Here is a 19,173-nt window from a genome sequence, read left to right as displayed (position 1 = left end):
CAGTTTCCTCCGTTGGCGGCCAGAAGCAATCCCTCAATCACTACCGGATGTTTCGAGCGGCGCGATCCGGCGCAAAATGGTTCAGCGCACCCCGAAAAGCCCGATGAGGCCGATGATGATCAGATAGAGCGCGACGATGTAGTTCAGCAGCCGCGGCATGATCAGGATCAGGATGCCGGCGATCAGCGATACCAGCGGGCCGGTGCTCAGGTGCAGGTCCATCTCCAGGCTCCTTGCGCGAGGTTCAAATATAGTAAAAATCCATCGTTTATTTGAGTGCCTTCCCTGCTGTCAAAATAATGATAGTTGTGGCCAACCCCCATGCCGGCCTCCGCAGCGATGTGCGCCATGGTGGCGGCATGGAGTCCTTCACGTTCGAAGCACTTACGCGCGGCACTGATCACCTGCTCGCGGCGGACTGCACTCCGCTCGACGACGGTCGTCTGTGGGGTCACGTTAGTCATCGCGCATGATCAGATTTGAGCCGTGCCGAGCAATCGCTCAAGTGCGGTGCGGGTCTTGGTCAGCGCCTCCCGAAAGCTGTCCACCTTGCTGCGCAGCCTTACGGTGGGCGCAATGATGGTGATCGCATAGGCGCCGCGATACGTGCCGATCGAGGCCGAAACTGCGCTCACGCCTTCCGTGTGCTCCTCATCATCGTAGGCGAAGCCGCTGCAACGGATCTCTTCGAGTTCGGCGAGCAAGGTGGCGAGGCCCTTGCTGCGGTCGGTGCGCGGCGGCAGGTCTTCCCCCAGCCAGGTCTTCACTTCGTCGGGCGTCATGCGGGCGAGCAGCGCCTTGCCGTCGGCGGTCAGGTGCAACGGTGCGGTCAGGCCCACCTGGGGGACGATGCGCAGCACCTGTTCGCCGACGAAGACCTCGAGCAGCTGCGTCTGGCGGCCGTTGATGCGGGACAGGCAGACCGTCTCCTGCAGCGCCTGTGACAGGCGCTCGAGGTGCGGGCGGGCGACCGGCACGATGTCGGCTTCGGTCTGGTAGATCAACTGTCCGAGCGCCGGGCCCAGCCGGAAACCGCCCGCTGCGCCGGCCGGTTCGGCGAGGTTCTCGGCGACCAGCGCGGTGACGATGCGCTGCACCGTCGACCGTGGCAGACCCACCTCGGCCGCGATCCCCGCCAAGCTGACCCCGTGAGGGTGGGCGCTGAGCGCACGCATGATCCGGCTGGTGCGGGCGATGACCTGGATCCCGCCCTGCTGACGATCGTCGGCGTCCTCGCCGGGTTCTGCGCTCTCCTGCTTGCGTTCATCCATCCGTGCAATCCGTGGGTTTGTGTGTGCTGGGACGAAACTTTAACCCGCCCGTAGCGGGCAGGCCGCTTACTTGACCGATCGTTTAAGTGATAAACTGTATCATGAAGCAATACACACGACCATCTAGCCGTTCATCGCGCTCAGCGGATGCCCGACCTTCAGGAGAGCCTCGTCAAATGAATCTGCCTCAGTCCCTTTTTCTGCGGATCGCGCCGATCGCGCTCGCAACGCTGCTCGCCGCCTGCGGCCAGGCGCCCCAGGCCGCACCGCCGGCTGGCCCGATTCAGGTCGGCACCTACACCGTGCAGGCGCAGGCACTGCCCCTGACCACCGAACTGCCGGGCCGCACCAACGCCTACCGCATCGCCGAAGTGCGCCCGCAGGTGAGCGGCATCCTGCAGCAGCGCCTGTTCGAGGAAGGGGCGACGGTGAAGGTCGGGCAGCCGCTGTATCAGATCGATGCGGCGACCTACAGCGCGCGGCTGAAGAAGACCGAGGCCAACCTGCGCGCGGCCGAAAGCCTCGCCAAGCGTTACCAGGGCCTGCGCGCGAGCAACGCGATCAGCCAGCAGCAGTACGACGACGCGATGGCGGCCTGGCAACAGGCCGAGGCTGACGTGGACATGGCCCGCATCGACCTGGTGTACACCAAGGTGCTGGCGCCGATCTCGGGCCGCGTCGGGCGCTCGCTGGTGACCGAAGGCGGGCTGGTGTCGAACGGGCAGCCGCAGGCGCTCGCCACCATCCAGCAGATCGACCCGATCCATGTGGATCTCACCCAGTCGAGCACCGAGATCCTGCGCCTGCAGCGCGCGGTGGCCGAAGGCGGGCAGGCGATGGAAAAGGCCGATGCGACCAAGGTGAAGCTCAAGCTCGAGGACGGCAGCGTCTATGCGCGCGAAGGCACGCTGAAATTTTCCGAAGTGAGCGTCGATGAGGGCACCGGCTCGGTGGTGCTGCGCGCGAGCTTCCCCAACCCGGACGGCAAGCTGCTGCCCGGCATGTTCGTGCATGCCCAATTGCAGACCGGCCTGCGCCCCGACGCCATTCTGGTGCCGCAGCAGGCGGTGAGCCGCGACCCGAGCGGGCAGGCGGTGGTGTGGGTGGTCGGCGCAGAGGGCATCGCCAATCCGCGCCCGGTGCAGACCCTGCGCACCGTCGGCAACACCTGGCTGGTGGGCGAGGGCCTGCAGGCGGGTGAGCGGGTCGTCACCGAAGGGCTGCAGCGCCTGCGTCCGGGGATGCAGGTCGAGGCCCTGCCGGCGGGCAACGTGAATGTCGTGACCCAGTACGGCGCCGCCGGCGGCGAAGGCTGAGGAGCGCAGCCATGTCCCGATTCTTCATCGACCGCCCGATCTTCGCCTGGGTGCTGGCCATCGTCGTGATGCTCGCCGGCACCCTGTCCATCCTCAAGCTGCCGATCAACCAGTATCCCAACGTCGCCCCGCCGGCGGTGTCGATCAGCGTCGTGTATCCGGGCGCCTCGGCGCAGACCGTGCAGGACACCGTGGTGCAGGTCATCGAGCAGCAGTTGAACGGCCTCGACGGCCTGCGCTACCTCTCGTCGGCGAGCAATTCCGACGGCAGCATGGAGATCATCGTCACCTTCGAGCAGGGCACCGACCCCGACATCGCCCAGGTGCAGGTGCAGAACAAGCTGCAGCTGGCCACCCCGATGCTGCCGCAGGAGGTCCAGCAGCAGGGCATCCGGGTCGCCAAGTACCAGATGAACTTCATGCTGGTGGTTGGCCTGGTGTCGGAAGACGGCTCGATGAGCTACTTCGACCTCTCCGACTACATCGTCTCCCACCTCCAGGATCCGATCTCGCGCACCCAGGGCGTGGGCGACTTCATGGTGTTCGGCGCGCCCAACGCGATGCGCATCTGGCTCGACCCGGCCAAGCTCAACAGCTACCAGCTCACCCCCTCGGACATCCTCGCCGCGGTGCGCGCGCAGAACGTGCAGGTGTCCGCCGGCCAGCTCGGCGGCCTGCCCACCCGCGACAACGTGCAGCTCACCGCCACCGTGCTCGGCAAGACGCGCATGACCACGCCGGCGGAGTTCGAGAACATCCTGCTCAAGGTTGAGAAGAACGGCGCCCAGGTGCGCTTGAAGGACGTCGCCGAGGTCGGCCTCGGCGCGCAGAACTTCTCGATCTCCGGCAACTACAACGGCAAGCCGGCCTCGGGCATGGCGCTGCGCCTGGCGACCGGCGCCAACGTGCTGGAGACGATCGACAACGTGCGCGCGACCCTGGCCACGCTCGAGCCCTACTTCCCCGCCGGCATGAAGGCGGTCTATCCCTACGACACCTCGCCGGTGGTGACGGCCTCGATCGAATCCGTAGTGAAAACCCTGATCGAAGCGATCGTGCTCGTCTTCCTGGTCATGTACCTCTTCCTGCAGAACTTCCGCGCCACACTGGTGCCGACACTGGCCGTGCCGGTGGTGCTGCTGGGCACTTTCGCCGTGCTGCTTGCGGCCGGATTCACGATCAACATCCTCACCATGTTCGCGATGGTGCTGGCGATTGGCCTGCTGGTGGACGATGCGATCGTGGTCGTCGAGAACGTCGAACGCATCATGCATGAAGAGGGTCTGTCGGCGAAGGAGGCCACGAAGAAGTCGATGGACCAGATTACCGGCGCGCTGATCGGCATCGGCCTGGTGATCTCGGCGGTGTTCGTGCCGATGGCGTTCCTCGGCGGCTCGACCGGCGTCATCTACCGCCAGTTCTCGATCACCATCGCGACCGCGATGACGCTGTCGGTGCTGGTGGCGATCATGTTCACCCCGGCACTGTGCGCCACCATCCTGCGCCGGACGGATGTAGATCATTCCGAGCAGAACCGCTTCTTCCGCTGGTTCAACCGACGCTTCAATGCCAGTTCGGAAAGCTATGGGCGTGGCGTCGCCGGGATTCTCAAGCGCAAGAAGCGCTTCCTGGTGCTTTACGGGGTGCTGCTGCTGGTGCTGGGCGCGCTCTTCATGCGACTGCCGACCGCCTTCCTGCCTGACGAAGACCAGGGACTCCTGCTCGTCCAGGTGCAGTTGCCGCCCAACGCCAGCGTGCAGCGCACCCAGGCGGTGCTCGCCGAGGTGCGCGACTACCTGTTGCAGGACGAAGCCGAGCACGTGGCCTCGGTGCTGACGGTGGACGGCTTCAACTTCGCCGGCCGCGGGCAGAACTCGGGCATCGCCTTCGTCGAGTTGAAACCCTTTGCTGAACGCACCAGCCCCGCTTCCGCGGTGCAGGCCCTGGCCGGGCGCGCTTTCGGCCGCTTCATGGCGATCAAGGACGCCACGGTGATCCCGATCGTGCCGCCCTCCATCCTGGAGCTCGGCAACGCCACTGGTTTCGACCTCTACCTGCAGGACAAGGCCGGCGTCGGGCATGAAGCGCTGATGGCGGCGCGCAACCAGCTGCTCGGCATGGCGTCGCAGGACCCCGGCCTGCGCCTGGTGCGCCCGAACGGCCTGTCCGACGAGCCGCAGTATCAAGTCGTCATCGACGACGAGAAGGCGCGCGCGCAGCAGGTGAGCCTGGCAGCGATCAACGAAACCCTGTCGGTGGCCTGGGGCTCGGCCTATGTGAACGACTTCGTCGATCGCGGCCGGGTCAAGAAGGTGTTCGTGCAGGGCGCGGTCGATGCGCGCATCGCCCCGGAAGACTTCGACAAGTGGTACGTGCGCAACGCCGAGGGCAAGATGGTGCCGTTCTCGGCCTTCGCCAGCGGGCACTGGACCTACGGTTCGCCCAAGCTCGAGCGCTATAACGGCCTGCCGGCGGTGCAGATTCTCGGCCAGGCGGCGCCCGGCTCCAGCAGCGGCGACGCGATGGCGACGGTGGAGCGTCTGGCCCAGCAGTTGCCGCCGGGAGTCGACCTCGCCTTCACCGGCTTGTCCTTTGAAGAGCGCCTGGCGGGCGCGCAGAGCAGTTTCACGCTGGTGCTGTCGCTGGTGGTGGTGTTCCTGTGTCTGGCGGCGCTGTACGAGAGCTGGTCGATTCCGTTCTCGGTGATCCTGGTCGTGCCGGTGGGCATCCTCGGTGCGGTGATGGCCACGCTCGGGCGCGGGCTGTCGAACGACGTGTTCTTCCAGATCGGCATGATCACGACGATGGGCCTGGCGGCGAAGAACGCGATCCTGATCGTCGAGTTCGCCCGCGAACTGCACGAGAAGGAAGGCCGCCGCCTGTTCGATGCCGCGGTGCTGGCGGCGCGCATGCGGCTGCGCCCGATCATCATGACTTCGCTGGCCTTCGTCATGGGCGTGATCCCGCTCGCGATCGCCACCGGCGCCAGCAGCGGCAGCCAGCACTCGATCGGCACCAGCGTGGTCGGCGGCACCCTCGCCGGCACCTTCCTGGCGATCTTCTTCGTGCCGCTGTTCTTCTATGTGGTGGCCAGTGCGTTCAAGAAGAAAACCCCCACCGAAGCGGTGGCTGTTCCCCAAGCGGTGGAGGTGAAGTGATGTCGATCAATACCTTGAAAAAACTGGCTTCCGCGCTTGCTCTGGGCAGCGCGCTGGGCGCGTGCTCGATGATGCCCGCCTACGAGCGACCTGCGGCACCAACCCCGAGCGCTTGGCCAAGCGGCGAGGCCTATGGCGGAGGCACGACCGTCGCAGCCGCCTCGGACCCCGGTGCGCACGGCCTGGGCTGGGAGGCCTTCTTCCGCGCGCCCGAACTGCAGGCGCTGATCCGTACCGCGCTCGACAACAACCGTGATCTGCGCGCCGCAGCCCTTCGGGTCGAGGCCTATCGCGCGCAGTACCGCATCCAGCGCGCCGATCGCGTGCCATCGGTGAATGCCGACGGCAGCGCCACGCGTCAGCGCCTGCCGGCCGATCTGTCAATGGCGCCGGAGGCGACGACGAGCGGCCAATACTCGGTCGGCTTGGGCATCGCCGCCTACGAGCTGGATTTCTTCGGCCGCATCCGTAGCCTAGCAGCGTGTCGGACTATCCCCCTGTAAAATGCCGCGTCGCCCCTGGAACCCGAGAGCATGAGCCGCTTCCGCCCGATCGACCGCCAAACGGACTACCTGCTACCACCGTCGGTGCAGGACTGGCTGCCCGAATCGCACTTGGCGCGCTACGTGGTCGATGTGGTGGAAGGGCTGGACCTGTCGGCATTGGAGCGCGCCTACGCGGGCCGCGGTAGCGATGCCTACCACCCGGCGCTGCTGCTGTCGCTGCTGATCTACGGCTACGCGACGGGAACCCATTCGAGCCGCAAGATCGAGCGGGCCACGTACGACTCGCTGGCCTTCCGCTTCATCGCGTGCGACCAGCATCCGGACCACGACACGCTGGCGACGTTCCGCCGCCGTTTCGGCGATCAGTTCGCCGATGCCTTCGTGCAGGTGCTGCAAGTCGCCCGCGAGAACCAGCTCTCGCGCTTTGGCACCGTGAGCCTGGACGGTACCAAGATCCACGCCAACGCCAGCCGACACAGCGCGCTCTCGTATGGGCACGCCGAGAAGATCGAGGCCCAGCTCAAGGCCGAAGTGCAGGAGATGCTCGCGCTGGCCGAAGCGGCCGATCGGAGCTGCGTGCCCGAGGGCGTGGATCTGCCCGCGGAGATCCAGCGCCGAGAAGACCGGCTGGCCGCCATCGCGGCCGCCAAGGCCAAGATCGAAGCGCGCGCCAAGGAGCGCTTCGAGCGTGAACAGGCCGAGTTTGATGCCAAGCTGGCCAAGCGTCAGGCCAAGGCGGCGGCCACCGGCAAGAAGCCCGGCGGCAAGCCGCCGACCCCGCCTGCCCCCGGTCCGCGCGCGGACGACCAGCTCAATCTGACCGACGAAGACTCGCGCATCATGAAAGTGACCAGCGGCGGCTTCGAGCAGTGCTACAACGCGCAGGCGCTGGTCGATACGGAGTCGATGCTGGTGATGGTGCCCCACCTCACCCAGGCGGGCAACGACAAGGAGCAGGTCGAGCCGATGCTGGCCCGCATCGCGGCCCTGCCCGAAGGGCTCAATCAGCCCGACCAACTGCTGGCCGACACCGGTTTCTTCAGCGAGCGCAACGTCCAGGGCTGCCAGGCCGCCGGGATCGAACCGCTGATCGCGGTCGGGCGCGACGAGCACCATCCGGATTGGCGCCGCCGCTTCGAAGAGCCCGCCCCGCTCGAGCAGCCCGCCAGCCCCGTCGAACAGATGAAGCACGCCCTCAAGACCCGGGCCGGCCGCGCCGCCTACGCGCTCCGGAAACAGACCGTGGAACCGGTGTTCGGCATCATCAAGTCGGTGATGGGATTTCGCCAGTTCCTGCTGCGCGGGCTCGACAACGTGCGCGCCGAGTGGACCCTGGTGTGCTTGGCGTGGAACTTGAAGCGCATGGCCGTATTGCGTCCGCAGTGAGAAAAAAGGACAGGGGCATTGCGATTTCGGACAGGAAACCGCTGATTGGAACCTGAAATGCCGACCGTTTCTCACATTGTGAAATCAAGCCCCCGGATACAGCGCCGGCGGTGCTCAAGTCCGACAGGCTGCTAGAAGAAAGTGCCCTCGAGGCCTACCTGGCCCAGGAAGCCAGCCAGCGCGCGCTGCGCCTCGCCCTCACCGCCGAGGTGGCGAACGCGTGGCTCGCGCTGCGTACCGACCAAGCCCAACTCGGGTTGGTGCGGGACACCCTCAGGGCTTATGAAGAGTCGCTCGGCCTGATTAAACAGCGCTTCGAGGCGGGCGCCGCGTCCGAACTGGAAGTGCGCCAGGCACAGGCGGCAGTGGATGCCGTGCGGGCTCAGGAGGCCCTGTACGTGCGTCGCGTTGCGCAGGACGCCAACGGGCTTGAGGTGTTGCTCGGGGCGCCCGCGCAACAAGCGGGATTGAGCCCGGCCGCGCCCCTCGGCGACGTGCTTGCAGCTCTCCCGGTTGGGCTCCCCGCCGAGGTGCTGCAGCGCCGGCCCGACATTCTCGCCGCAGAGCACCGGCTGCGCGGCGCCAACGCCAGCATCGGCGCCGCGCGTGCCGCCTTCTTCCCGAGCATCACGCTCACCGCCGGTGCCGGCACGGCGAGCAGCGAGTTGTCAGGGCTGTTCGACGGCGGCTCGGGCTTCTGGTCCTTCATGCCGCAGATCCGCCTGCCGATCTTCAACGCCGGGCGCCTGACCGCCAGTCTCGATTACGCCGAGCTGCAGAAGGACATCGCCGTGGCGGAGTACGAGAAGGCGATCCAGCAGGCCTTCCGCGAGGTGGCAGACGGTCTGGCCGCAAGGCAGACCTTCACCGCGCAATTGAAGGCCGAGCAGGATCTGGTCGACACCAACCGCCGCTACCTCGAGCTCGCCGACCAGCGTTACCGTGCCGGCGTGGAGAGCTACCTCACCGTGCTCGATGCTCAGCGTGCGCTGCTCGGTGCCCGCCAACAACTACTCGGCAGCCAGCTCGGCCAGCGCTCTAGCGAGGTCGCGCTGTACAAGGCGCTGGGGGGTGGTGACTGGCGCTGACGATCCGGGACGGGCTTGGCGGGCATGGCTCGCATGCCCCCAGGTTCCTGCACTGCAGATCGAGGTAAAACCCCATGTTCAAACACATTCTCGTATCGACCGACGGCTCGGCATTGTCAGAGGCGGCCATTCGGCAGACCGCCGAGTTCGCCACTGCGACGGGCGCCCGAGTGACTGCCTTTTACGCCAAGCCACCCTATCCGGATGCCCGTTTCGGTGAAAGCGGGTTCATTGCGCCAGTGACACTCGAAAAGTTCCAGCAGTTCGAAGATCGTGAGGCCGCGCGCATTCTCGGCAGGGCGTGCGCACTGTGCGAACAGGTCGGGGTTGTCTGCGCCACGCTCAGCACCGTCAGCGACATGCCCGCCGAGGCGATCATCGAGGCGGCAGAGCGTTGCGGTGCCGACCTCATCTGCATGGCTTCTCACGGGCGCCGGGGCTTGCGGCGATTACTGATCGGCAGCGAGGCGCACTCGGTCCTCACGCACAGCCGTATTCCGGTGTTGATCCTGAAACCGCAGATCGACGCCTGAACCTCAGGACTCGGCAGTCAAACAGAACTTGTCATGAACCGTCATCCGAGCACGCATGATGGAGCGGGCACCAGGATTTCGGACAGCCGGCTAAGTGATAGCCTTGCCCCAGGAAGGCCGCGTAAGCGGCCCTGATGAAGCCCGCCGGGGTTGCGGCGGTGCGGCGGCGAATCAGCGCGCCCCGAGGCGCTTCGCGTTGGCCGTCGCCTTGGCGTGGATCGGCCGCAGTCCGCGGTGGGCGAGCGTCACGCTCGAACCGGCGAGTCGGGATAAATTCTTCGCCGACTCCGAAACCACATTGAAGAGATCGGTTTGGCGCTCGACCGACTGACCGAGCGTCTGGCTGCCGGCCAGCGACAGTATCGCGCTCGCGCCGCCGACCATTCCGACGGATGTCTGTTCCCACAGGCGCTGGTTGAGCTTTATCAGGTGCATCGTCATCGCTTGCGCCGATTCGGCGGCCGCCTCGAATTTTTCCTGCCCCATCAGCGTGAATTCCTCCTGGTCGCTCGCGCTGGGCGCAAAGCCGGCAATGGCCATCTTTGTGGTGCGGTGACCGATGACCTGGGCGGACGCCATCATCGTCTGGATCGTCTTCACGGCGAGGTGGGTCCATTGGCGCATCGGATCGGCGGACAGGCCACGAGGTTGGCGTTGAGTCATCGTGAAGTTTTCTTCCATTCAATGAGACGGAGTTGCGGGGACAGTGCCGCGGCGACCGTCGTAGACAACAAGGGTAACAAGAAACGAGGGCGGAACATGTTACAGCGCGTGCCCGTCGCGTGTTTCGCCTGCCACAGAACGTGCCGCCGCCGCCGGAAGGACGATCAGCCCATGCCGGTCTGCAGCACCCAGATCACCGCGCTGATCGTGAAGAATGCACTGACCGTCGTCGCCATCAAAGCCGCAGCGCACAGGTCTTCGCGGCCGTACTTCTGCGCCAGGATGGGATAGATGCTCAGCATCGGCATGCACGCGAACGTCACCGCGGCGATCTGCAGCGCGCGGTCGGTAGGGGGAACGAGCATGACTGCGACGAACACTGCGAGCGGATGCAGCAGCAGCTTTCCTGCGGCGATGTACGCGATGTCGCGGCGCATGCCTTTGAGTGTCAGCCCGACCAGGGTGCCGCCGATGACGAACAATGCGATGCCCGCCGAGGCCAGCGCGAGCATGTCGATTGCGCGCAGCAGCGGTCCGGGCAGCCGCAGTTCGAGCATCGCGCACGCGAAGCCGGCAACGATCGCGAGGATCAGCGGGTTGCGGCCGAGGCGCAGAAACGTGTTCGATACGACCTTGAGGGCGCTTTCACCGCCGCCGCCATCGCTCTCCGCGAGCGCCAGCGCGAGGGGCAGGATCAGCAGGTTCTCGACGAGAAAGCACAACGCGAGCGCGATCGCGGCCGGCGGTCCGAGCAACTGCAGGACGATCGGGTAGCCGATGAAAGCGCTGTTCGACAGCGACATGCCCATCCCGTGCACGGCGCTCAACTGCAGGCTCCGGTGGCGGAAATAGCGCGTCGCCGCGACCCCGATCGCGAAAGTCGCGAGCGAGCCCAGCGCGTAGGCGAGCAGGTAGCGGGTGTTGAGGATTTCCGCGAACGGCCGTTCGGTCAGGGCCTTGAACAGCATGGCCGGCAGGGCGATATTGACCGCGAATTTGCCGAGGATGCGGGTATCGGACTTCGCAAAGAACCCCCAGCGTACGGCAGCGAATCCGAGGGCGATGATGATGAATACAGGACCGGTGATCGTGAATACTTGCAGCATGAATGGAATCCGGGCGCCGGCCGTATCCGGAACGGATTGCCATGCGAGCCGGCGAGGATAACATCAGGCTGCGACGCAACGTCACGCCGCGCGGCGGCGGTCGGGGAAGTCGATCACACGGGCCTGGGCGCGACGCTCGAATGCACCTGGACTGCTCGCATCGCTTCGTGCACCGGTTGCGCCCAAGCCCATCAGCGCTGCCATTTCGGCCTGCGCAGCGGCGGTCATTTCGAACCATGACCTGATGAGTTCGGTGATGCGCCGCGCGTTTTCAGCGTCGATCGGACGCAAGGCTTCATCGTTGCCCGCGGTGTCCGACGCCGGGGCGTGGGAATGCGCCACTTCGGCGATCGCCACGTTCGCGGCTTCACTCTGGATCTGCAGCGTCCGCTCCCGCAGCGAACCCAGCAGCGTCGTCATCCTGGTGAGGGTCCGCATCGTCGGCGCGCACGCCGTGCCGCCCATTTGCCGGAGCGCCCCCGCCGTGGAATTCGTCATGGGGTTCGCTGGTGCGCCGCCGTTGTCCGCGGTCGCATTCGCCGCTTGCCACGCGAGCGCCGCGTTCAGCTGGCGTTCCCACGCAAGACCCCATGTCTCCGGCAGATCAAGCGGTGGAACGAATTCGCACTCCATGTTTTCGGTCCGAAGCTGTTCTGTCGGTGAATTCTTCATGTTTGGTCTCCTCATCCTGAGTCGATTTCGGGTTTTGGCCGATCCCCGGCTGTGCTGCGGCCGATGCTGATCGATAGTCGCCAAAGAGCGACTGGCCAAGGAGATTATGAGGGGGGCGGGAGAGGTTGCCGATACCGTACCCCGTGTAGTGGCCATCGGGGAAAAGCGGGGTGGCCTCGTTTGTCGGAAAGCGCGGCTAGTGGCCGTCGCATGGCGATGCTAGCATTCGCCCCTTCGCCCCTTCGCCCCTTCGCCCGCCCTTTGATGCGTATCGACCAAATCCGGCAGCGCCTGCGGGCGAGCGGCGCCAAACCCTGCCACGAACAGCGCGTGTTGCGGGCCTGGGCGCAGGCCCTTGCGCTCGATGAGGGCCGAAGCCGCGCCGAGGATTTTTTCCCTGCGCCGCTGCGCGTCGGCCTGCCCGCGATGGCTGCGGAACTGGCGGCGCTCGCGCAGGTGCGTTCCGAACATGCCGGCGAGGACGGCGCGCGCCTGCTGGTCGAACTGGCCGACGGGCAGACCGTGGAGAGCGTGCTGCTGCCGCGCGACGGCCTGTGCGTGTCGACGCAGGTCGGCTGCGCGGTCGGATGCGCCTTCTGCATGACGGGCCGCGACGGCCTGCTGCGCCAGCTCGGCAGCGCCGAGATCGTCGCGCAGGTGGCGCTCGCCCGCTTGCGCAGGGTCGTCCGCAAGGTCGTGTTCATGGGCATGGGTGAGCCGGCGCACAATCTCGACAACGTGCTCGAAGCGATCGCGCTGCTCGGCACCGAAGGCGGAATCGGGCACAAGAACCTGGTTTTCTCGACTGTCGGCGACCGGCGCGTGTTCGAGCGGCTGCCGCTTGGGGACGTCAAGCCGGCGCTGGCGTTGTCGCTGCACACGACCCGCGCCGCGCTGCGCGCCCAGCTCATGCCGCGCGCGCCGCGTATCGATCCGGCCGAACTCGTCGAACTCGGCGAAACCTACGCCCGCGCGACGGGTTATCCGATCCAGTATCAATGGACGTTGCTCGCGGGCATCAACGACGGCGACGAGGAACTCGACGGCATCGTCCGGCTGCTTGCCGGCAAATACGCGGTGATGAACTTCATCCCGTACAACAGCGTCGCCGGAACGGGTTTCGCCCGTCCTTCCTGGGAGCATGCGGCCGCCATGGCGCGTCACCTGCACCGGCGCGGGATCCTGACCAAGCTGCGCCATTCGGCGGGGCAGGATGTCGACGGCGGCTGCGGCCAGTTGCGCGCCCGGATATCAGGCGTGCAGGGCGTCGATGAGAGCGAAAAGCCGGCGATAGAAATCCGGGTCGGCGACGGTTTCCTCTCCGACCTTCACGACGACACCGAAGGGAGATAATCCTCGATCAGGCTCCGCAAAGTCGTGCTCAGCGGCATGGCGCCGGTCGTCTCCCGCAGCGCCACGGCGGCGTCCCGCTGCCACGTCGACAGGGCTTCCTGGGTTGCGCTCATAAAGGCAGCCTGGCTGCCGAGCATCGTTTCGGCGAGGTGCTGTACGGCATCCACTTGGTGCTGCGCGGTTTTCCACGGCATTTCGCCCGCCGCGAGCAGCATCGCCGTCCAGTTATCGGCTGCGAGCATGCGGCCGATGACGGTTTCGAATTCGGCGCTGCAGGTATCGATCGAATGGGTACTGGCATTGATCCAGCGCAGGCTGTTTTCCCGCAGCAGCGTGCACAGGCGCAAGTACAGTCCGAGATTCGTCTTGTGCAGCGCCAGCGACGCGCGAGTATCGAAATGCATGACGGCATCCTTTTATGGAGAGACGAAGAAGGCGAGCGCGGAGGTGGGCGAATGCCTATTTTTCCCGCACGTATTGGCCCGGAGCGTCATCGAGGATCGGGTAGCCGGACTGCGGGGCGCCCAGCGCGGGCGGGGCGAGCGGCTCCGTGGAGCGCGCCTTCAGCCAGGCCAGCCACTGCGGCCACCACGAGCCTTCGTGCTGGGGCGCGATTGCCAGCCAGTCGTCGGGTGAGACATAGTTGCCCCCGGCGCGTCGTTCGAGTATCTGGAAGTGCCGTCGCGGCCGGCCGGGCTCGCTGACGATGCCGGCATTGTGGCCGCCGCTGGTGAGCACGAAAGTGATTTCCGCCGGGATCAGGTAATGCAGCTTGTAGACCGAGCGCCACGGTGCGACGTGGTCGGTGACCGTGCCGACGCAGAAAATCGGCGTGTCGATGTCACTCAGCGCGACGGGCTTGCCGCCGACCGGGTAACGCCCCTCGCTCAGGTCGTCGTTGAGAAACAGCAGCCGCAGGTACTGCGTGTGCATGCGTGCGGGCATGCGCGTCGCGTCGGCGTTCCACGCCATCAGATCGTTCATCGGCGCCCGTTCGCCCATCAGGTATTCGCCGACCATGCGGGACCACAGCAGGTCGTACGAGCGCAGCAACTGGAACGCCCCGGCCATCTGCCCGGCGGTGAGATAGCCGGTTTCGGCCATCTGGGCTTCAAGCAGGCTGACCTCGCTTTCGTCGATGAAAAGCGCCAGCTCGCCCGGCTCGGTGAAATCCGTCTGCGCCGCGAACAGCGTCATCGACGCGAGCCGTTCGTCGCCGTCGCGCGCCATCGCCGCGTTGGCGATCGACAGCAGCGTGCCGCCGAGGCAGTAGCCCGCAGCGTGCACCTTGCGGTCGGGAACGATCGCATTGACCGCCGCAAGCGCGGCGTGGAAACCGGACTGCACGTAGGCTTCCATGTCGAGGTCGGATTCGCTCGCGCCGGGGTTCTTCCACGAGATGCAGAACACCGTGTGTCCCTGGTCGACGAGGTACTTCACAAGCGAATTGTGCGGTGACAGATCGAGGATGTAGTACTTCATGATCCACGCCGGAACGATCAGGACCGGCTCGGGATGGACTTTCGCGGTTGTCGGCGAGTACTGGATCAACTCCATCAGCCGGTTCTTCAGCACGACCTTGCCCGGCGTGACGGCAACATTGCGACCGACGGCGAAGTCTTCGGCGCCCGCCGGAGGATGGCCGGTGGCGAGGCGCTCGAGATCGTCCAGCGCGTTCACCAGCCCCCGCCACAGGTTCGCCCCGCCCTGTTCAGTCGTGCGTTTCACCACCAGCGGATTCGTCGCGAGGTAATTGCCCGGCGAAAAGAAGTCGAGCAATTGCCGCGCAGAAAACGAGACGACGTTCTCATGATGCCGAGACACGCCGGGGACGCCGTGCGTCGCCGCCTGCCACCATTCGTCCGCGAGCAAAAAGGACTGGTGCATCAGGTTGAACGGCCAGTGGTGCCATTCGTCGGCGGCAAAGCGCCGATCGTGTGCAAGAGGCTCGATGCATTCGCGGGCCGGCGAGTCCGGCAGCGCGACGGCGAGTTCGCGGACGTAGCGCACCAGCCGGCGGTTCTGTTCGAGCGCGAGATTGGCGAGATCCAGCCGTTTGCCCGGCGAGCTGGCCAGGTGCCCGGCCCAGTCGATGCTCGCGAGCAGCAAGGACATTGGGGAAACCGAGGAGGTCGCACGCGCCAGCGCGGCATGGACCTTGATATCGAGAGGCGTGCGGCTGTGTGAGGGCGCTTCGGGAAGTGCGGGGGGCGTCGCGGGCGATGGAGTGCGCATGTTCATGTTTGTCTGCTCCTGCGGTGCAATAGCGGGCGATTATCCGTCGGGTGTGAGACATTCTTTTATGCTGTGTTAGAGTTTTCGCCGCTTGCCACGAAGCGCAAGGGACGCCGGGAAGGCACAACAACACACCAGATTCAATTTCCTTGAAGGAGACGTCGATGAAACTTTATCACTCCCCCGGAGCCTGCTCGCTGGCGCCGCATATCGTCGCGTGCGAACTGGGCCTTGAGATTGAACTGGAGAAAGTCGATATCCCGGCGAAGAAGACTGCCGGCGGCGACGATTACTGGAAGATCAATCCGAAAGGCTACGTGCCGGCGCTGGTTCTCGACAACGGCGAGCTGCTGACGGAAGTCGGGGTCGTCTGCCAGTATCTCGCAGACCAGAAGCCCGAATCGGGGCTGGTGCCGAAACCCGGCACGATGGAGCGTTACCACCAGATGGAAGCGCTCAATTTCGTCGCCACCGAAATCCACAAGCAGATCGGGGCGCTGTTCAATCCGGCGATGACGCCGGAGTTCAAACAGGTGCAGTTGGGCACGATCGAGCGCCGCCTCGATGCGCTGGAAAAAATCCTCACCGGAAAGCAGTTCGTCACCGGCGACACTTTCACGGTCGCCGACGCCTATCTTTTCACGGTGCTCAACTGGACGGGGATGCTGAAGATCGACGTCGCGAAGTGGCCCAACATCCAGGCGTTCATCGCGCGCGTCGCGCAGCGGCCCAAGGTGCAGGAGGCGATGAAGGCCGAAGGCCTGATCGCGTAGCGACGACGGCTTCCGCATTCGGGAAAACGGCCCGTCGACGTGAGGTCGACGGGCCGTTGCGTTTTCTGTGCGGCCCATTACGGGGCCGCGAAACAGCGCTGGCTCAGCCGGCGAAATTCTTCGCTGCGAAGTCCCAGTTCGCGAGATTGTTCAGGAACGCGGCGACGAAGTCCGGGCGGCGGTTGCGATAGTCGATGTAGTACGCGTGTTCCCACACATCGATGCACAGCAGCGGCTTGTCGCCGGTCGTCAGGGGCGTGCCCGCTGCGCCCATGTTGACGATGTCGACGCTGCCGTCGGCTTTTTTCACGAGCCACGTCCAGCCGGAGCCGAAGTTGCCGACCGCCGACGTCGTGAACGCTTTCTTGAAGTCTTCGAACGAACCCCACCTGGCCTTGATCGCGTCGGCGAGCGCGCCGCTCGGTTCGCCGCCGCCACTGGGCTTCATGCAGTTCCAGAAGAACGTGTGGTTCCACACCTGGGCGGAGTTGTTGTAGAGGCCGCCTGCCGGCGCCTTCTTGACGATCGCCTCGAGGTCGAGGTTCTCGAATTCGGTGCCCTTGATCAGGTTGTTCAGGTTCGTCACGTAGGCCTGGTGATGCTTGCCGTAGTGAAACTCGATCGTCTCAGCCGAGATGTGCGGGGCCAGCGCGTCTTTCGCGTACGGCAGTTGAGGCAGGGTATGTTCCATTTTTCTCTCTCCTGTTGCAATTCAGGTTGTTGGGCTAAAAGCCAGACGATTCTAGTCGGGCTCTGATGATGTTGGCAATGTCGGAACGGTGGCTTCGCCCGCGAGTCCTCGCGGGAGCCGCGCGTTGCCGGGTCACGCGTCCGTACGGTTCACCGTAGCATGAAGCCGGCCGGTGGCCAGTTCGACCGACACCCTCGCGCCGGGGCAGACGTCTGCCGAGGTGCGCAGAATGTGGCCGTGCGCGTCGCGGGTGATGCTGTAGCCGCGTGCGAGCACGGCGTGCGGTGCGAGGTGCTGAAGATGGGCCGCGAGGCCGGCGAGGCGTTCGCCCTGGCGGTCGATCAGCCGCTCCCCGGCGAAGGCGAGGCGGCTGGCGAGGCGCGCGCAGCGTTCGGCCTCGCGGTCGAGGTCGGGCCGGCGCGCTTCGAGGCGGAGGCGAAGCTGCTCGTGGCGCGCCTCCAGGCGTTCGAGGCGGCGGCTGAGCGCCGCGGCAAGCCGCGTTCCGAGACGAGCGACGCGTTCCTGTGCCCCCGCCAGGCGCTCGCGCGGGTGAACGAGGCGAAAAGCTGCGCGGTCGAGGCGCTGCGCGAACGTGTCGAGCCGATAGTGCAGCGCCGCCGCAAGCGTGCGGCCGAGCGAAGCGATATGCCTGCGGGCTTCATGGTAGCCGGCGCTCGCGAGTTCGGCTGCGCCGGTCGGGGTCGCGGCGCGCAGATCGGCGGCAAAGTCGGCGATCGTGAAGTCGGTTTCGTGTCCGATCCCGCTGACCACCGGCACCGCGCACGCGCGGATCGCCCGCGCCAGGCTTTCATCGTTGAACGCCCACAGATCCTCGATGCCGCCGCCACCACGCACCAGCAGCAGCAGGTCGATGCCATCCGTTGCGGCGCGCGCCGAGGCCGCGCGCACCGCCTCGGCCAGTCGCGTTCTTGCCGCATCTCCCTGGACCGGAGCCGGGTACAGCACGACCTCGAGGTGCGGCGCTCGTCGCCGCAAGGTCGCGAGAACATCGTGCCACGCCGCTGCGGCCGGCGACGTGACGACGCCGATGCGGCGCGGGTAGCGCGGCAGCGCGCGCTTGAGGGTGGCATCGAACAGCCCTTCGCCGGCGAGCCTGTCCTTCAGGCGCACGAAGGCTTCGAAAAGATTGCCGACCCCGGCTTGCCGAAGCGCTTCGATGCCGAGCTGGAAGTCGCCGCGCACTTCATACAGTGTCACCAGCGCGCGGGCTTCGACGCGCATGCCGTTTTCCGGCCGGAACGGCAGCAATTGCGCGCGATTGCGCCACATCGTGCAGCGAACCTGCGCCTGCGCGTCTTTCAGCGTGAAGTACAGGTGACCCGACGGCGCGCGGGTCAGGTTGGACAGTTCGCCGCCGACCCACAGCAGCGGAAAACGGGATTCGAGCGTCTGGCGCGCGAGCCGGTTGAGTTCGGCGACGCTCAGCACGTGGCCAGCCGAAGGGAGAGGGCGCGGATCCCCGTCGCCATGCGGGAGCTCGGTTTGCATGCGCGGATTGTAGCGGAATCCACAAGCCCGGCGCCTTGTCAATCCCGATCCGGAAAACCCTTTTGATTCAAGGTTGTATTTTTAAGTTATTGATAAAAAAAGAAAATTTAGTTGCACATTTTTTGATCGAAGTGGCCATTGGCTTGAGACGACAGAGTTTCAGGGCGCTATCCGCGAAAAATCCACATACTTATCCACAGCTTTTGTGGATTCTTCCGCACCCGTCGCGGGGGTGCGGAAGCTTGCCCTGTGGGCAGGCGAACGCTAGAGTTCCGCCTTTGCCAAGGGGAGTCTTCTCGCGTGTTCGCGCTCATACAGTCCTCGGGCTGGCCGATCTGGCCGCTGTTGCTGGCATCGGTGATCGCCGTGGCACTCATCATCGAGCGCCTCGTGACGCTGCGTCGCTCCAGAATCGCCCCCCCCGGCCTGCTCGACAAGGTGCTCGCGGACCTGCGCCAGAAGGGTGTATCGGGTGAAATGGCGAACCGCGTCGCGGCCCATTCGCCGCTCGGGAAAGTCCTCGCCGCCGGATTGCGCAACGTCAACAGCTCGCGCGAGGTCATGAAGGAGGCGATCGAAGAAAGCGGCCGCGTGGTCGCGCACGAACTCGAACGGTTTCTGACAACCCTCGGCACGATCGCCGCGATCAGCCCGCTGATGGGGCTTTTCGGCACCATCGTCGGCATGATCGACATCTTCGCGTCGCAAAGCGCCGCCGGCACGAACCCGCAGCAACTCGCGCAGGGCATCTCGACCGCGCTCAACTCCACCGGCCTGGGCCTGATCATCGCGATCCCGGCGACGATCTTCTGGCGTCATTTCCGCGCCCTCGTCGACAGTTTCGTCATCGAGATGGAGCAGCAGGCGATCAGGCTCGTCGAAGTCGTGCACGGCGAGCGTCGCGCCTGAGAAA

The 19,173-nt window shown here is 65.6% G+C and carries 19 protein-coding genes; 9 read left to right on the top strand and 10 right to left on the bottom strand.

Annotated elements, in window-relative coordinates:
- Window positions 1-81: 81 nt before the first annotated feature.
- The 3 genes from pbN1_RS02710 to pbN1_RS02700 are packed head-to-tail and all read right to left on the bottom strand — an operon-like array spanning window position 82 to window position 1,271.
- Window positions 82-222: a DUF3096 domain-containing protein gene (locus pbN1_RS02710; RefSeq protein ID WP_169203737.1), complete on the bottom strand. Its 141-nt coding sequence runs from the start codon at window positions 220-222 to the stop codon at window positions 82-84.
- The gene (locus pbN1_RS21090) at window positions 207-464 is read right to left on the bottom strand and encodes a TetR/AcrR family transcriptional regulator (protein ID WP_169203736.1); all 258 of its coding nucleotides are present in this window, start codon (window positions 462-464) and stop codon (window positions 207-209) included. The genes pbN1_RS02710 and pbN1_RS21090 overlap by 16 nt, the downstream gene beginning before the upstream one ends.
- Before the next feature lie 9 nt (window positions 465-473).
- Window positions 474-1,271 carry an IclR family transcriptional regulator gene (locus tag pbN1_RS02700; protein ID WP_169203735.1) on the bottom strand — a complete coding sequence of 266 codons (798 nt, stop codon included), beginning with the start codon at window positions 1,269-1,271 and terminating at the stop codon, window positions 474-476.
- Window positions 1,272-1,447: 176 nt separating this feature from the next.
- Between pbN1_RS02700 and pbN1_RS02695 the strand changes: the two genes are divergently transcribed.
- The 6 genes from pbN1_RS02695 (at window position 1,448) to pbN1_RS02670 (ending at window position 9,258) form a co-directional block, all read left to right on the top strand.
- Window positions 1,448-2,587, top strand: coding sequence for an efflux RND transporter periplasmic adaptor subunit (locus pbN1_RS02695; protein ID WP_169203734.1), 1,140 nt, complete (start codon window positions 1,448-1,450; stop codon window positions 2,585-2,587).
- An 11-nt stretch (window positions 2,588-2,598) separates the two neighbouring features.
- On the top strand, window positions 2,599-5,745 hold the full coding sequence (locus pbN1_RS02690) for an efflux RND transporter permease subunit (RefSeq protein ID WP_169203733.1): 3,147 nt from the start codon (window positions 2,599-2,601) through the stop codon (window positions 5,743-5,745).
- Window positions 5,745-6,248 carry a TolC family protein gene (locus pbN1_RS02685; protein WP_169203732.1) on the top strand — a complete coding sequence of 168 codons (504 nt, stop codon included), beginning with the start codon at window positions 5,745-5,747 and terminating at the stop codon, window positions 6,246-6,248. Before pbN1_RS02690 ends, pbN1_RS02685 begins: the two co-directional genes overlap by 1 nt.
- A gap of 30 nt (window positions 6,249-6,278) precedes the next feature.
- Window positions 6,279-7,637: an IS1182-like element ISAzo1 family transposase gene (locus tag pbN1_RS02680; protein ID WP_169204312.1), complete on the top strand. Its 1,359-nt coding sequence runs from the start codon at window positions 6,279-6,281 to the stop codon at window positions 7,635-7,637.
- A 110-nt stretch (window positions 7,638-7,747) separates the two neighbouring features.
- The gene (locus pbN1_RS02675; protein WP_280516174.1) at window positions 7,748-8,725 is read left to right on the top strand and encodes an efflux transporter outer membrane subunit; all 978 of its coding nucleotides are present in this window, start codon (window positions 7,748-7,750) and stop codon (window positions 8,723-8,725) included.
- A gap of 74 nt (window positions 8,726-8,799) precedes the next feature.
- Window positions 8,800-9,258 (top strand): universal stress protein, encoded by a 459-nt coding sequence (locus pbN1_RS02670; protein WP_169201392.1) that lies wholly within the window; start codon window positions 8,800-8,802, stop codon window positions 9,256-9,258.
- Window positions 9,259-9,429: 171 nt separating this feature from the next.
- On the opposite strand, the gene pbN1_RS02665 is transcribed toward pbN1_RS02670, so the two are convergent.
- From pbN1_RS02665 to pbN1_RS02655, 3 genes are all read right to left on the bottom strand, one after another.
- Window positions 9,430-9,921, bottom strand: coding sequence for a polyhydroxyalkanoate granule-associated phasin (locus pbN1_RS02665; protein ID WP_169201393.1), 492 nt, complete (start codon window positions 9,919-9,921; stop codon window positions 9,430-9,432).
- Between the two features lie 164 nt (window positions 9,922-10,085).
- The gene (locus pbN1_RS02660; protein ID WP_169201394.1) at window positions 10,086-11,027 is read right to left on the bottom strand and encodes an AEC family transporter; all 942 of its coding nucleotides are present in this window, start codon (window positions 11,025-11,027) and stop codon (window positions 10,086-10,088) included.
- Window positions 11,028-11,108: 81 nt separating this feature from the next.
- Complete coding sequence (locus pbN1_RS02655; RefSeq protein ID WP_169201391.1) at window positions 11,109-11,783, bottom strand: hypothetical protein; 675 nt, start codon at window positions 11,781-11,783, stop codon at window positions 11,109-11,111.
- 180 nt (window positions 11,784-11,963) lie between these two features.
- Between pbN1_RS02655 and pbN1_RS02650 the strand changes: the two genes are divergently transcribed.
- On the top strand, window positions 11,964-13,052 hold the full coding sequence (locus tag pbN1_RS02650; protein ID WP_244857138.1) for an RNA methyltransferase: 1,089 nt from the start codon (window positions 11,964-11,966) through the stop codon (window positions 13,050-13,052).
- Here pbN1_RS02650 and pbN1_RS02645 read toward each other — a convergent pair.
- Together pbN1_RS02645 and pbN1_RS02640 are read right to left on the bottom strand one after the other, a co-directional pair.
- Window positions 13,028-13,456: a hypothetical protein gene (locus tag pbN1_RS02645; RefSeq protein ID WP_169201395.1), complete on the bottom strand. Its 429-nt coding sequence runs from the start codon at window positions 13,454-13,456 to the stop codon at window positions 13,028-13,030. The two genes, pbN1_RS02650 and pbN1_RS02645, sit on opposite strands and share 25 nt — an antisense overlap.
- Before the next feature lie 55 nt (window positions 13,457-13,511).
- A complete protein-coding gene (locus tag pbN1_RS02640) occupies window positions 13,512-15,287 on the bottom strand; it encodes a PHA/PHB synthase family protein (RefSeq protein ID WP_169201474.1) in 1,776 nt (591 codons plus the stop codon).
- Between the two features lie 164 nt (window positions 15,288-15,451).
- On the opposite strand from pbN1_RS02640, the gene gstA reads away from it, so the two are divergent.
- Window positions 15,452-16,060, top strand: coding sequence for a glutathione transferase GstA (gstA, locus tag pbN1_RS02635; protein ID WP_169201396.1), 609 nt, complete (start codon window positions 15,452-15,454; stop codon window positions 16,058-16,060).
- A gap of 103 nt (window positions 16,061-16,163) precedes the next feature.
- Here gstA and pbN1_RS02630 read toward each other — a convergent pair whose 3' ends face one another.
- Together pbN1_RS02630 and xseA are read right to left on the bottom strand one after the other, a co-directional pair.
- A complete protein-coding gene (locus pbN1_RS02630) occupies window positions 16,164-16,751 on the bottom strand; it encodes a superoxide dismutase (RefSeq protein ID WP_169201397.1) in 588 nt (195 codons plus the stop codon).
- Between the two features lie 132 nt (window positions 16,752-16,883).
- On the bottom strand, window positions 16,884-18,260 hold the full coding sequence (gene xseA / locus pbN1_RS02625; RefSeq protein ID WP_210147640.1) for an exodeoxyribonuclease VII large subunit: 1,377 nt from the start codon (window positions 18,258-18,260) through the stop codon (window positions 16,884-16,886).
- A gap of 300 nt (window positions 18,261-18,560) precedes the next feature.
- Between xseA and pbN1_RS02620 the strand changes: the two genes are divergently transcribed.
- A complete protein-coding gene (locus pbN1_RS02620) occupies window positions 18,561-19,169 on the top strand; it encodes a MotA/TolQ/ExbB proton channel family protein (RefSeq protein WP_169201398.1) in 609 nt (202 codons plus the stop codon).
- Window positions 19,170-19,173 lie beyond the last annotated feature (4 nt).

Source organism: Aromatoleum bremense (assembly GCF_017894365.1).
GTDB classification, from domain to species: domain Bacteria; phylum Pseudomonadota; class Gammaproteobacteria; order Burkholderiales; family Rhodocyclaceae; genus Aromatoleum; species Aromatoleum bremense.
Note: the sequence above shows the minus strand (reverse complement) of the source record. Positions and strands in the feature narration are given on the sequence as shown.